The organism is Paenibacillus sp. F4 (genome assembly GCF_002894905.1).
In the GTDB taxonomy this organism is placed as follows: Bacteria; Bacillota; Bacilli; order Paenibacillales; family Paenibacillaceae; genus Paenibacillus; species Paenibacillus polymyxa_B.
This window is the reverse complement of record NZ_POVS01000019.1, coordinates 13573-27092: the sequence shown is the minus strand read 5'-3', so window position 1 is coordinate 27092 and position 13520 is coordinate 13573. Positions and strand designations below refer to the sequence as shown.

Annotated in this window: 14 protein-coding genes; all 14 read left to right on the top strand. The window is 45.8% G+C overall.

Annotated features, from left to right (window positions below; genetic code table 11):
• The first annotated feature begins 222 nt into the window (after positions 1-222).
• The 14 genes from C1T21_RS22095 (at position 223) to C1T21_RS22030 (ending at position 13260) form a co-directional block, all read left to right on the top strand.
• Positions 223-669 carry a tellurite resistance TerB family protein gene (locus C1T21_RS22095; RefSeq protein WP_103049753.1) on the top strand — a complete coding sequence of 149 codons (447 nt, stop codon included), beginning with the start codon at positions 223-225 and terminating at the stop codon, positions 667-669.
• Positions 670-697: 28 nt separating this feature from the next.
• Positions 698-1291, top strand: a complete 594-nt coding sequence (locus tag C1T21_RS22090) for a TerD family protein (RefSeq protein ID WP_103049752.1) — start codon at positions 698-700, stop codon at positions 1289-1291.
• 46 nt (positions 1292-1337) lie between these two features.
• Positions 1338-1913: a TerD family protein gene (locus C1T21_RS22085; RefSeq protein WP_025720839.1), complete on the top strand. Its 576-nt coding sequence runs from the start codon at positions 1338-1340 to the stop codon at positions 1911-1913.
• A gap of 31 nt (positions 1914-1944) precedes the next feature.
• Positions 1945-2526 carry a TerD family protein gene (locus C1T21_RS22080; RefSeq protein ID WP_023987194.1) on the top strand — a complete coding sequence of 194 codons (582 nt, stop codon included), beginning with the start codon at positions 1945-1947 and terminating at the stop codon, positions 2524-2526.
• Between the two features lie 102 nt (positions 2527-2628).
• Positions 2629-3894: a TerD family protein gene (locus C1T21_RS22075; RefSeq protein WP_103049751.1), complete on the top strand. Its 1266-nt coding sequence runs from the start codon at positions 2629-2631 to the stop codon at positions 3892-3894.
• A gap of 26 nt (positions 3895-3920) precedes the next feature.
• Complete coding sequence (locus C1T21_RS22070; RefSeq protein ID WP_023987196.1) at positions 3921-4655, top strand: TerC family protein; 735 nt, start codon at positions 3921-3923, stop codon at positions 4653-4655.
• Between the two features lie 197 nt (positions 4656-4852).
• Positions 4853-6010, top strand: coding sequence for an HpcH/HpaI aldolase/citrate lyase family protein (locus C1T21_RS22065; protein WP_258012602.1), 1158 nt, complete (start codon positions 4853-4855; stop codon positions 6008-6010).
• A 52-nt stretch (positions 6011-6062) separates the two neighbouring features.
• Positions 6063-7409 (top strand): phosphoribosyltransferase family protein, encoded by a 1347-nt coding sequence (locus C1T21_RS22060; RefSeq protein ID WP_103049937.1) that lies wholly within the window; start codon positions 6063-6065, stop codon positions 7407-7409.
• Positions 7406-8557 carry a cysteine protease StiP family protein gene (locus tag C1T21_RS22055; protein ID WP_103049749.1) on the top strand — a complete coding sequence of 384 codons (1152 nt, stop codon included), beginning with the start codon at positions 7406-7408 and terminating at the stop codon, positions 8555-8557. Before C1T21_RS22060 ends, C1T21_RS22055 begins: the two co-directional genes overlap by 4 nt.
• Positions 8554-9390 (top strand): HAD family hydrolase, encoded by an 837-nt coding sequence (locus tag C1T21_RS22050; RefSeq protein ID WP_103049748.1) that lies wholly within the window; start codon positions 8554-8556, stop codon positions 9388-9390. Before C1T21_RS22055 ends, C1T21_RS22050 begins: the two co-directional genes overlap by 4 nt.
• A 17-nt stretch (positions 9391-9407) precedes the next feature.
• On the top strand, positions 9408-10439 hold the full coding sequence (locus tag C1T21_RS22045) for an ATP-grasp domain-containing protein (RefSeq protein ID WP_103049747.1): 1032 nt from the start codon (positions 9408-9410) through the stop codon (positions 10437-10439).
• A 58-nt stretch (positions 10440-10497) separates the two neighbouring features.
• Positions 10498-11178, top strand: a complete 681-nt coding sequence (locus C1T21_RS22040; protein WP_103049746.1) for a hypothetical protein — start codon at positions 10498-10500, stop codon at positions 11176-11178.
• 97 nt (positions 11179-11275) lie between these two features.
• Complete coding sequence (locus C1T21_RS22035; protein WP_103049745.1) at positions 11276-12376, top strand: toxic anion resistance protein; 1101 nt, start codon at positions 11276-11278, stop codon at positions 12374-12376.
• 338 nt (positions 12377-12714) lie between these two features.
• The gene (locus tag C1T21_RS22030; RefSeq protein ID WP_029517557.1) at positions 12715-13260 is read left to right on the top strand and encodes a hypothetical protein; all 546 of its coding nucleotides are present in this window, start codon (positions 12715-12717) and stop codon (positions 13258-13260) included.
• Positions 13261-13520: the final 260 nt, after the last annotated feature.

The following is a 13520-nucleotide window of genomic DNA, read 5'->3' as shown; positions in this document are numbered from 1 at the left end:
CCATTTCACAGACTTGCAATTGGGGTACCAAATGATGGATGATAGAAGAGGGGCTTTTATGTAGAAAATAGGGCTAAAGATAGAGAGGATACCAATAATAAATAGATCGTATTTACCGTATTTTTGTATATTATTGTAGAAAAAGATCGTAATTCAGGTTATAGTAAAGGAAGAAATTAACTAGGATGCATTTTACTCAAATACGTAATTGTGGAGGTAACCATGAGTACATTTAAAAATTGGTTGAATACAACTAAAAAAGGACTTGGAGACCAAGTTAAGAAGTTTAAGAATAAAGATTTTATGGAAGCTGTTGTTGCAGGCTGTGCATTAGTAGCATTTGCTGACGGTACGATTAGTCCGGATGAGAAAACAAAAATGGCCGGATACATAAATATTAGTGAAGAATTGAAAGTGTTTGATATGGGTGAGGTCATTAACCGTTTCAATCACTATGTAGCGAACTTTGAATTTTCACCTCAAATCGGTAAACAGGAAGCACTGAAGGCGATTGGTAAATTGAATGGCAAGCCCGAAGTAGGCCGACTCGTCGTTGGCGTATGTAGTGCCATTGGTGCAGCTGACGGTGACTTTGATGCCAATGAACAGCGAATTGTGGCTGAAATTTGTGGCGCGCTTGGTTTGAATCCGTCTGAATTTAGTCTGTAAATTTTACGGAAGGGAGGTGTGTTAATCAGTGGCTGTAATTAATCTGGTCAAGGGCCAGAAAATTGATTTGACCAAAGGCAACACAGGACTAACCAAGGTTATAGCTGGATTGGGATGGGACCCAGTGCAGTCCAAAGGATTTTTTGGCATCAAGAAGCAACCGAACATTGATTGTGATGCTTCTGCCATTTTGCTGGACGCAAACGGGAAACTGACTCAGTCGGACAATGTAGTATGTTTCCATAATAAAAAAAGCCCATGCGGCTCAGTCGTTCATTCCGGTGATAATCTGACCGGACAAGGCGACGGTGATGATGAACAAATTGCGATTGACCTGGCACGTATTCCTGCCAATGTCGACAAAGTGCTTGTTGTTGTGAATATATATGATTGCGTAAACCGGAAACAGGATTTCGGCATGATCGAGAAGGCGTATATCCGCATTCTGGACGGTGCTAATTCCAAGGAGCTGGTGACGTTTAATTTATCTGATAATTATGAAGGGCTGACCGCACTGGTATGTGGAGAACTCTATCGTCATAACAACGAATGGAAGTTTGCTGCAATCGGTGAAGGAACCCATGCCGTACATATTGATGTGCTGGCTCAGCGTTATATGTAATTTTAGTTACTCATACAAAACTTAATGTGAAAAGGGGTTCTTACTCATGGCAATTAACTTATCCAAAGGTCAAAAAATTGATTTGACGAAAACAAATCCAGGTTTGTCCAAAATTATGGTTGGTCTCGGTTGGGACACAAACAAATACGATGGCGGTAAAGATTTTGACCTGGACGTATCCGTATTTTTGGCTAATGCGGAAGGTAAAGTAGAATCCGATAAGAACTTTGTCTTTTTTAATAACCCACAAAATGAGAACGGTTCTGTCGTTCATACAGGGGATAACCGCACAGGTGATGGCGACGGAGATGACGAGCAAATTAAAATTGATCTGGGCAGCGTGCCAGCTAACGTTGAAAAGATCGCTTTTACGATTACAATCTATGAAGCACAAGAACGCAGCCAAAACTTTGGACAAGTGTCCCGTGCTTATGCTCGTATCGTAAACGAAGCAAATAATGAAGAATTGGTCCGCTTTGATCTGGGAGAAGATTTCTCGATCGAAACAGGCGTTGTTGTAGGCGAACTGTATCGTCATAGCGGTGAGTGGAAGTTCAATGCCATTGGTAGCGGCTACCAAGATGGTCTTGCAGGACTGACACGCGATTACGGTTTGGCGTAAAAAATCTATACAAAGAAAGCGGGTATGCGGAATGACCATTAGCCTTTCCAAAGGACAACGTATTGATCTGACCAAAACGAACCCTGGCTTGACTCGTGTCGTCGTAGGTCTTGGATGGGATACGAATAAATATAGTGGTGGCGCAGACTTTGACCTGGATGCTTCGGCTTTCCTACTTTATGAAGACGGTAAAGCCAAAGCAGCGGATGATTTTGTATTTTACAACAACCCGACAGGCGGAGCAGGATCGGTTACTCATACGGGCGATAACCGCACAGGTGAGGGCGATGGGGATGACGAGCAAATCATCGTTGATTTCTCGAAGATTCCTGCGAACATCCACCGTATCGGGATCACGGTTACCATTTATGATTACGAGGCACGCGCGCAAAACTTTGGGCAAGTATCCAATGCTTTTGTACGTGTGGTAGATGCGGCAACAGATCGTGAAGTGCTACGCTACGATTTGGGAGAAGATTTCTCCACCGAAACGGCCGTCGTATTCTGTGAATTTTACCGTCAGAATGCGGACTGGAAATTCCAGGCTATCGGTAGTGGCTTTGCTGGTGGATTGGGTGCGCTCGCTAAAAACTATGGCTTGGACGCTCAATAATATCCACTTGGGGTGGTGTCCATAGGGCGCTGCCCTTTCTTTTTAAGCTATTACATTAGCGTACGCTGACACATGACAAACGGACAGAAAGGTGACACAATCATGGCTGTTATCGTAGTAAAGGGACAGAAGGCGGATTTGACGAAAACAAATCCGGGCCTGACCCATGTCAACGTAGGGATTGGCTGGGAGTCCCCAGCGTCTCTGGAGCTGGATACTTCGGCATTTTTGCTGGGTCCTGGAGGAAAAGTATCGGGCGATGAGGACTTAATTTTTTATAACAATCCGACCACGCCCTTTATCACCTATTCAGACGGACAACAGTCCGGTGACAAAAAGCAATTTGCCCTTGATCTGACACGAATTCCTGCAAACATCGAGAAGATTGCGTTTACGCTGACGATTTATGATGCGGATCAGAAACGGCAAAATTTTGGACAGGTTCAAGGTGGGTTCATTCGTTTTGCTCATCCGGTTAGCGGAGAGGTTTTGCGGTTTAATTTGGACAGTGGATTTACAGTGGAAACGGCGATTGTCATTGGTGAGCTGTACCGCCATAACGGGGAATGGAAATTCAATGCGATTGGCGCAGGCTTTTCCGGTGGATTGGATGCGTTGTGCGTTAATTTTGGGATTGAAGTGGAAAATAATCCGGCTCCTCCCACGCCAGTGCCTACACCACCACCAGCGCCTCGACCAGCACCAACACCACCACCAGTACCACCTGCTCCGAAGCCAGAGCCATCTGCAACACCGGTGAATCTGAATCTGCGGAAAATTGAGCTGAAGAAGAAGGGCGACACTATCAACCTGAAAAAAGGCTCAGGCGGATTGGGTGAAATCCTGATCAATCTAAACTGGAATCAGGTGCAGCAAAGCAAGGGCTTTTTCAATCGCGGTTCCAAGGGTGTCGATCTGGATCTGGGCTGCTTGTATGAGATGAAGAACGGAGATAAAGGCGTTGTGCAGGCGCTCGGGGAAGTTTTCGGTTCTCTAAATCGCTTCCCGTACATTGCTCTGGATGGCGACGATCGTACAGGCTCTGTGAAAACAGGAGAAAATCTTCGCATTAATGGTGCTAAAATTTCTGAAATTAAGCGAATTTTGGTGTTCACCTTCATCTATGAAGGAGTCACGAACTGGTCACAAGCGGACGGGGTAGTCACGCTGTACCAGAAGGATGGGCCTGACATTATCGTTCACATGAATGAACATGACAATCGCAAAGGGATGTGTGCGATTGCTATGATCCAAAATGTAAACGATGAAACGTTCAGCATTGAAAGACTCGTGCAGTTCTATGGCGGTCATCGTGAGTTGGATCGGGCCTATAACTGGGGCATGCGCTGGTCGCAGGGTAGCAAATAAATTGAATTATCGGAGGCACTCTTTTCATGTTGAATGATTTGTTTAAAAATATCAGCGAAAACTACGGCCATTTCTTTTCATGGAGTGATGTTGTAGCTACGCTTACTGATCCAGTGAGTTGGGGGATTATAGGAACTCTCATTTTGCTGGAAGGACTTTTATCGGCGGATAACGCCTTGGTTCTCGCAGTTATGGTTAAACACTTACCTAAGGAACAACAGAAGAGAGCCTTATTTTACGGGATTTTGGGTGCGTATATATTCAGGTTTCTGGCTATCGGCTTGGGTACATTCCTGATTAAGTTCACCCTGATTAAGGTACTGGGTGCGGCTTATCTGCTCTATATCGCTTATAAGGGCTTATTCAAGTCCGAAGGTGATGGAGAAGTGAAAAACAAACCTACTTCTTTTTGGAAAACCGTATTAATGGTCGAACTGATGGATATTGCCTTCAGTATTGACAGCGTCATTGCCGCTTTCGGTGTGAGCGAGAAAGTGTGGGTTCTATTCCTGGGTGGTATTCTCGGCGTTCTGATGATGCGTGGTGTTGCTCAAGTGTTCCTCAAGCTCATTGATAAATTTCCGGAACTGGAACAGACAGCCTTTATTATGATCGCCATTATCGGGGGTAAAATGCTGGCTGCTGCTTTTGGCTTTCATATGTCGCAGGTTTTATTCTTCGGCATTTTGATTGCTGTCTTTGTAGGCACAATGGTTATCAGCTCGGCGAAAAGAAAGAAAAAGGCCGACAAAGAGGCTTAATGTACAAAGTATAGCGAAATCCCTCCTGAAACTAAGGGGGGATTTCTTTTATACCCGAAGCACAGGGCTTCAGTCAGGCAAGAAAGAGTAAGAGGAGGGGAAGAGCCCTGAAATATTTTAATGATTTAACCTCTGAGGAAGTAGAAGCGATCTTTTATACTCCACCATCGGAGTTTCATAACCGTTCTCCCAAAAGTATATTGGCTTATGCGATAGGAGCGGCTTTGTATATGCCAGCGACCCGCTCGGAAGTAGCGGAAGAGATCAAAAATGGAAAACATGAAGGGCTAACAACGGTCATTTTAGATTTGGAGGATGCTATAGGGGATCAGCAGGTCGGGCAGGCGGAACAATCGCTGGCGCAGCAGCTGTTTCAACTATTGTCCTATGTACGGACGGGGATGATGAGTGAACAGCAATTACCTTTGTTATTTGTGCGTGTGCGCTCTGTGGAGCAGTTGGAACGACTACTGAACGGTTTGGGTGAATCTTTGTCGCTGCTCACGGGCTTTGTCTTACCCAAGTTCTCTTCTGATAATGGACGAGCGTATTTTGCACTCATTGCAGAATATAACCGGAGTATGCATACAGGGGCAGGAAACGAAAACAACATGCCTGTGCTGTACGGGTTACCGATTCTTGAAAGCTCCAAAATCATTTATCGGGAATCCCGCTGGAAAGAGCTACTGTCGATTAAAGAAATTTTAGACGAGTACCAGGAATATGTGCTCAATGTACGAATTGGGGCAACTGATTTCTCCAGCCTATATGGACTGAGACGCAGCCCGGATATTACGATTTATGAAATTGCCGTCATTCGGGATTGCATCGCAGATATTATTAACTTGTTTGGACGCGTGGGCTCAAATTATGTCATTTCCGGTCCTGTATGGGAATATTTCTCTCACCGAGAACGTGTCTTTAAACCTCAATTAAGAGTGTCTCCTTTCGAAGATACACTTGGAAAGCCGGGACGACACTTGCGGATGGACTTCATCTCAGATGCCGTAGATGGACTGATTCGAGAAGTCATGATGGACAAAGAGAATGGGATTATTGGCAAAACAATTATTCATCCCTCCCATATTAAACCGGTACAAGCCATGTATGCGGTGACACATGAAGAGTATATGGATGCACTTGAAATTGTTGAGCGTAACGACGGTAGTCTGGGTGTATTCAAAAGTACCTATGCCAACAAAATGAATGAAATTAAGCCGCATTTGAATTGGGCTTATCGTATTATCAATAGATCAAAAGTATACGGGGTGTTACATGAACAACAACATTTTGTCAGTCTCTTACCCAACCACGAAAACACATCTGCTGCCAATCCTGGAGCAGTTCAGCGTTAAAATTACGGAGACACATAATCCATTCCGCCTTCCTGTGGACAAGCTGTTTGCGATGGCGGCACGGGTCAATAAAAAGCGTTCGTTTTTATTTGTCAGTAAAGTGCTGGGCAAGCATATTCCGGTAAACCCATACACTTCTCTACTCAGTGGTGCGGCGCTGGCGATTCTACTATATAAGGAGCTTGTCCCACAAGCGGGACAACAGATGGACGAACTGATAGGAGAGGCCGTGAGAGGACTTCTTGACCCGGACTATGCGAAAGAGGCCTACCGAAAGCTGATGGATGAACGTTTAGCTTTTGCATTTACGGAGCCGATCAAGTTTGTTGGTTTTGCCGAGACGGCTACAGCACTGGGACACAGCATGTATCGGCTGTTTGACGACGGAGCCTCGTATATTCATACGACGCGCGAGGATATTCCGGGCCTTCGGCCTATTATTCGGTTTGAAGAAGAGCATTCGCACGCTGTTGATCATCGTTGCTATGCACTGGATGAAGGTGCTTTTGCGGGTGATGGCCCGATTGTGCTGGTAGATGATGAAATTACGACGGGGAAAACAACGCTTAATATCATACGGGATATTCAGGAGCATTTTCCGCGTAAACAGTATGTGATTGCTTCGTTATTAGATTGGCGAACAGACAGCGATGAGCAGGCTTTCACTGATCTGGAGGCAGAGCTAGGCATTACGATTACGCCTTTAAGCTTGCTCAAAGGAAAGATTGAGGTACAGGGAGTACCGATCCTGGATCACGCAGAATATGCCGGACAGGCTGGGCACTCAGAACATGCAGCCACTAGCATGGCAGAGGTTAATAAAGACGCTTCTGGAATAATTGACCACCGTTTTGAAAAGGATACTTCCGGTTTTGAGCGGGTAGTACACAGTTCCATGTCCACGGACGGGTACGCCAATACAGCTCCTTATCTGAAATATACAGGCCGTTTTGGTCTACAATCCGCTGACAATTTAGCCTTGGATGCAGAAATCACGCGTACAGCTGAACGACTGAACCAACTTCGTTCTGGGCAACGCACGCTGGTGATGGGCACGGGAGAATTCATGTACATTCCAATGCGGATTGCAGCAGAGTTAGGCCCGGATGTGTATTTTCAATCGACGACACGCAGCCCGGTGTATCCCCACCGAGAAGAAGGGTATGGCGTCGCTTGTGGCGTGACATATCCTTCGCCTGAGGACAGTACGGTACGCAATTTTATTTATAATGTAGACCCCGGTCAGTATGACGAAATATTCGTTTTGATGGAAAGGGAGTCGGACCCAGAGCGGATGAACCCCATGCTGGAGGCTTTGACCCGTCTGGGCTGCGATAAAGTGCATGTCGTTTATTTTAACGGTTTAACTAGACAGGAGAGTAAAGGAGCGCGGATATGAAGCAAGCACTCATGGAGCAAATACAGCAGAAGAACATTCATCCGCCCGAACCGCTGGGCAGTTATCCTGCCTCGGATGTCACTTTTTTATTGAAGGATTTGAGCCGGGTTACGTTGGAAAAAGGGACGGAGGATCGTGAAGAGGCGATTCAGTCGGGAGTCCATTATTCAGAAATGCTGCCAGTAGAATACGAGCCTACAGCAGAGTATATTGCATTGTTTCACGAAACGCTTGCCCAATCTGCCAAAAAGGTTGCATTAGCGGCAGCTTCTGTGGCTGAGATGATTGTGAGAAAAAGAGGCCTGAACACGGCGATTGTTTCTCTTGCCAGAGCAGGAACGCCCATTGGTATCCTGATCAAGCGTTATATTGACTGGAAGTATGGCGTATCCTTGCCGCATTACAGCATTTCTATTATTCGTGGCAAAGGTATTGACCGGAATGCGATTTTATACATTTTACAGCAGCATGGCCTGGGAATTGAACTTCAGTTTGTCGATGGCTGGACGGGGAAAGGAGCGATTCGCCAGGTGTTGATCGAGGCCTGCCGTGAGATGAACGCGGATTATGGGTTGCGTCTAAATGATGATCTGGCGGTGCTGGCCGATCCGGGCAGATGTTCAGAAACCTTTGGTACACGAGAAGATTATTTGATTCCAAGTGCTTGTCTGAATTCGACTGTATCAGGTTTGATGAGTCGGACGGTATTACGCGACGATCTCATAGGCCCTGACGATTTCCATGGGGCCAAATTTTATGAATCCTGGCGGTCAGTGGATCAGTCCAATACGTTTGTGGATACGGTATCCGGGTACTTTCAAGACGTGGCTGAAACGGCCGTTGCATATGCAGAACAAATGACATTGAACCCGTCTGCGGTGACATGGCAAGGCTTACGGGATATAGAGGCGATTCAGCAGGCATTTGGTATTCGGGATATCAATCTGGTCAAGCCCGGAGTGGGGGAGACGACTCGTGTACTGCTGCGCAGGGTGCCGTGGAAAATTCTGATTGACCGCGAAGATAATCCGAATCTTCAGCATATTATGCTGCTGGCCAAGGATCGTGGAGTGCCTGTAGAGGTATTTGAAGGATTGACTTATTCCTGCTGTGGAATTATCAAGCCGCTCAAGGGGGGACAAGAATGATCTACGCAAGTGATCTAGATCAGACACTGATTTACTCCATGCGTTCGCTTGGCGTACCACTGGAGTCCCCTGGTCTGTTGCCTGCGGAACAGATAGACGGGGCGACGTCGGCTTTTATTTCTGAACAAGCCCTGCAATTGCTAAAGACACTGCCTGAAGATGTGATGTTTATGCCCGTGACGACTCGGACGATAGAACAGTATAGACGAATCACCGTGTTTCAGACGGAGTTGGTTCCCGCATATGCCGTGACGAGTAATGGTGGAAACATCATCGTCGGAGGCGAGGTGGATCGAGAGTGGAATCGGCGTATTCATGAACAAGTACGCCGTGATGGTGCTCATGCGGAAGAAGCACGTCAGGTGTTCGGACAGGTGCTGCATGAAGACTGGGTGGTAAACGAACGCTTTTGCGACGAGTTATTCTATGCTTTCATGATTGAACGGGATCGTATGCCGCTGGAACAGGTGCTGGAGAAGGCACGAATCATGCGTGAAATGGGCTGGGAGGTATCCATTCAAGGTCGTAAGGTGTATTTGGTACCTGCGGCCGTGAATAAACAGGCAGCCGTGGAGCACATCCGCAATCTCACGAATGGAGGGGCCGTGGTTGCGTCCGGTGACTCTTTGCTGGACCGTTGTCTGCTGGACTATGCCGATTATGCGATTGCTCCGCGTCATGGTGAATTGTATCGGGAACAGCTGCGGGATAAGCTGGAGGTCAATTACCGTTTTACAGAAGTGTCGGGGGTTTATGCAGCGGACGAAATCATGGCGTATGTTCATGAAATACACCGGAGTGTGTTCGCAGCTCAAACTTCATTTTCAGAATAGATAGGGGACGTGGCTCTGTGAAGAAGGTTAAATTGTATTTTAACCGCTGGTTTTCAGTGGCGTATCATTATATGAATGCTATTCGTAACAATGAGGACGGTATTCCGTTCGAGATCTATGCGACACACTCAGATCCGCAGCACATGGCGCTACAGGCCAGTGATATAGCTGAAGTAGAACCTCGCACAAGTGGTGTGGAGTACGCACGGTTTTGCGCTGATTTTTGCAGGCGGCACGGAATTGATGTCTTTATCCCAAGGTGGAATATGCTCGATATTAGCAAGCATCTTTATTTGTTCGATGATATTGGGACAAAAGTAATGGTATGCCAAGATACCGAACTGCTGGAGCAACTGATGGAAAAGGATCTGTTTTATGAATCCATTCGTCAAAAGGACATTGTCACGATTCCCGATTATGCCATTGCCAGCAATGCCGAGCAGTTTAAACAGGCTTATGAGTCGTTAATAGCACTTGGGCATAAGGTATGCTTCAAGCCATGTAATGCAGAAGGCGGGATGGGCTTTCGTATCATTAACAATGAACGTAATCCGCTGGAGGAGCTGTTCGGCCATGCGCTGAATCATATTTCGTTCGAGGAGGCACATCGCGTATTGTCATCCACAGAATCATTTTCCAATCTGATGGTGATGGAGCTGCTGGAGGGATACGAATACAGTATTGACTGCCTGGCCGACCGGAACGGAAAGCTGCTAGCGGCAGTTCCGCGTAGGAAGGCAGGAGGACGATTACGGCTGCTGGAGCAGCATCCCGAGCTGTTGGAGGTGGCACAGAAGGTCGCTGAGGCGTATCACATTCCGTACAATTATAACATTCAGGTAAAATATAACGGCGAGCATGCCAAGCTGCTAGAGATCAATCCGAGGATGTCCGGAGGACTTCATGTATCATGTTTGTCGGGTATCAATTTTCCTTATCTAGCGGTGAAGTCGGCTTTGGGTCATGAGATCGGTTCACTTCATCCGCAATACGACATTTTAGCCAGTCATATCGAGCAGCCAATCACCATACGTAAATCCGTACATTGACACACACAAATATTGTTTTCTACAATATGGTAAGGGTTTACGTCAGGAGGTACAAGCTATGACGTCAAAAATGTGGGGTGCCACGATTGCTGTGGTTAGCTACCTGATTGCGCTTTTACTAAGTTTTTGGTTGCCACTGTTTGTGTGTTTGGCGATTCCGATCATTGGTTTGGGAGGATACAGTGCCATCATGGCTATTCGCCATCCTCGCCCCAATCTGACCGGTTCCGTGATTCCGGTGGTGCAGGAGCAGGTCGCTGAGACACATCAGCATGAAAAGGAAGCTGCCGTTCGACCGGAGTCTATGACAGGACAAGTACGTCAACCAGATCAGGTGAGTAGTGAATTTGCTCAGGTGATGGAGTATTTAGAGGTACTGGAGGATATGGTGATCTCCGAGGGACAGAAGGATGCGCTTGATAACGAGATTGTCGAGAAGGCGCTGGCTCTATTTGCACGTTTGCAGCGGGTCATTCCGCTTTTGCATGAACTGAACAACAACGAAGTGAATCATACGGTTCGGAGATTGATTTTGAAGGATTTGAACGGACTGATTAATCCGTTTCTTCGGCTCAGCGGCGATGCGAAGCGGACCAACCGGAGGACGTTATTAAACGGATTACGGGATGTGGACAGCAAAATATCGGTAATTGTATCTACGGTGGAGCATAAGGACCTGCTGGAATTACAGAGCAAAGCGGAGCTTATTCACCAGCGATATAGCAGTTCCGAATTGTAGGCGATTTTTTGAGAAAATAAAAAAGTAGCAGAATAGCTACTCTGAATAACAACGATTAGACTTGGGTAACAGTTGTTTTCAGAATAGGAGGTAGCGTATGGCGACCCCATGGGCTGAATTGAAAAAAGAAGATGAACAAAAGGTGACTGAGGAGGCTTCACAGCTGATTCAGAAGGTATCACAAAGCGATGTCATGAGCCTGGATACCTTAATGGATGATATCGGTAAGCTGGGGGTTAAAACGCAGGAACGTGCGGGGCAGACCCTTAAAATGCTAGATCGTCCGGTAAACGACCTCATGTCCGGTGATCGGGCTGAGGTATCCAATATGATCTTAAAGCTGCGTGATGAATGCGAAACGCTCCAGCAGAGCAAAAATGTGAGCTTTTTTGGCAAGCTCCTGCGTAAAAGCCCGTTAAAAAACTACATTTACAAGTATCAGTCGGTGAAGACGAACATCGAGAAAATCATTACTGCCTTGAGAGATGGTAAGGATAATCTGGAAGAAAACATCGTCAGCATGAGACAGTTGAAGAAGGCTTCCATTGAAGAAATCTACAATTTACAGACGAAGATTGCCTTTGGTAATCGCTTGAAAGAACTGTTTGAGACCGAGATTGCCAAGCCGGAAAACGAAAACCGTAAGCCTCATCTGGAGCGGGGATTGCGCAAGGTGGTTACTCGTACACAGTCGATGACTGAAATGATTTTGTTATACAATCAGGCGATTGCAGCAACGGATATTATTAATGATAACAATGATAAACTGATTGATTCTGTAAATAATGCGATTGATAAAACATCGAATCTGATCACTGTATCGGCTATGATCGCAATGGCGCTCGCGGATCAGGATAAAATTATTTCAGCCGTCGATGCGACCAACCGTACGATTGAAGATCAATTCAAGGAAAATGCGAAGCTTCTCAAAACGACGACCGAGAGAACGACAGATCTGCTTAGCAAACCTTCTATGTCACTGGAGGCTGTGAATCAGGCGATTGGGGATTTGGTATCTGCTTTGGATCTGTCTGAAAAATCAAACCGTCGGATTATTGAAAGCTGCCATGATTATACAAGTAAAATGACAGCAATCAATGCCAACCTAAGCCAACGTTTGGGGATCGAAGGGAAAGAATCATCCAAACCGCTGAAGGATAGCAATTCTTCTGAGGGTTTAAGCTCGTTTTTGAACTAATGACAATGTAGAATAATAGACCCAATCTATGAAAAAGACGCCGGGATGACTCCGAAAGGCGTCTTTTTTTGGTTTGGCAGCAGCCAATAAAGGACATGATGAACATACATAGCATTCTCGTGCATAAACTCTTAAAAAGCGAATGACAAAAGGAGAGAGCGAGCGTATGATGTCCTTTATTTTAGGGTGTGTGATTGTCTATTTACTCGTGGCTGCCAGTAGCGAAAAAGCAGATTCAATTTTGGAGTTAAATGATTCTGTGAAATAAAATTTTTTATTGAAAATCATGCATTTTCTGATAGGATAGAGTTAAATATTGGAATCCCAAAGGAGAATGCATGCTGGAATTTTCATTTGAAATCATCGACGAATCGAAAATTAACATTGTATATCAGTATGGAAGCAGCAGCTTCAATTTTAATTTATTTTTTAACTACGGTGTGTGGACGCTGCATCCTTTTGACGGGATTCTGCTGCAGAACAAGGAAATGTGCCGTCTGATCGTTACGGATCTGTTTAAGAACAAAGATTTTCATGTCATGCTGGCACGCGAAAATATTTTATTATCAACCCTGCGTACCTCTATTGATCTCAATCCCGAAACGCGGGGAGATCGATATCAGGAACAGGAATTTGATGAGCTGTCTGATTTTGCCGAGACACACAGCTTTGAAGAGGTACTGCAAATCGAGCAGGATTCCGTCCGCGAGCGTATGGATTTCTTCCAAAACATTATTCAAAAGATGTATATGGAAGGATTCGGCCCGGAAGACAATGATTTTAACAAGGTACAAGCTATTCTTCGCATTTATAAGGCTGCACATGACCAACTCGGAGAATTGAGCGACTTTCCCCTGAGAGGCGACGAGCGACGCAGATGGTAGATTTATTGAAACAAAAAAAGAGAGAGTCCCCGAATTAACTCCGCGGAACTCTCTCTTTTCTTTACACACCTCTAAAACGTATAGAAGTTCTACGGCGGTTGCCAGGGAGCGGGCAGTATTGTTCTGAAGAAGCGAAGCGTTCGCTTTTGTCCTCGGATTTTAACCTTTACTGGTTGTGTACAATAATAAAAATCCGAGGGCGGTGGCGATCGGAAGAACAATCTGCACGCGCAGCGCCCATCAACCGCAAGAAAGCTTCT

What these genes read in the sequence shown, in the direction of transcription:
- C1T21_RS22060 (WP_103049937.1), top strand. Translation starts at nt 6,063, where the DNA reads ATGGCGGCACGGGTCAATAAAAAGCGTTCGTTTTTATTTGTCAGTAAA.
- C1T21_RS22075 (WP_103049751.1), top strand. Translation starts at nt 2,629, where the DNA reads ATGGCTGTTATCGTAGTAAAGGGACAGAAGGCGGATTTGACGAAAACA.
- C1T21_RS22030 (WP_029517557.1), top strand. Translation starts at nt 12,715, where the DNA reads ATGCTGGAATTTTCATTTGAAATCATCGACGAATCGAAAATTAACATT.
- C1T21_RS22070 (WP_023987196.1), top strand. Translation starts at nt 3,921, where the DNA reads ATGTTGAATGATTTGTTTAAAAATATCAGCGAAAACTACGGCCATTTC.
- C1T21_RS22080 (WP_023987194.1), top strand. Translation starts at nt 1,945, where the DNA reads ATGACCATTAGCCTTTCCAAAGGACAACGTATTGATCTGACCAAAACG.
- C1T21_RS22035 (WP_103049745.1), top strand. Translation starts at nt 11,276, where the DNA reads ATGGCGACCCCATGGGCTGAATTGAAAAAAGAAGATGAACAAAAGGTG.
- C1T21_RS22050 (WP_103049748.1), top strand. Translation starts at nt 8,554, where the DNA reads ATGATCTACGCAAGTGATCTAGATCAGACACTGATTTACTCCATGCGT.
- C1T21_RS22095 (WP_103049753.1), top strand. Translation starts at nt 223, where the DNA reads ATGAGTACATTTAAAAATTGGTTGAATACAACTAAAAAAGGACTTGGA.
- C1T21_RS22085 (WP_025720839.1), top strand. Translation starts at nt 1,338, where the DNA reads ATGGCAATTAACTTATCCAAAGGTCAAAAAATTGATTTGACGAAAACA.
- C1T21_RS22055 (WP_103049749.1), top strand. Translation starts at nt 7,406, where the DNA reads ATGAAGCAAGCACTCATGGAGCAAATACAGCAGAAGAACATTCATCCG.
- C1T21_RS22040 (WP_103049746.1), top strand. Translation starts at nt 10,498, where the DNA reads ATGACGTCAAAAATGTGGGGTGCCACGATTGCTGTGGTTAGCTACCTG.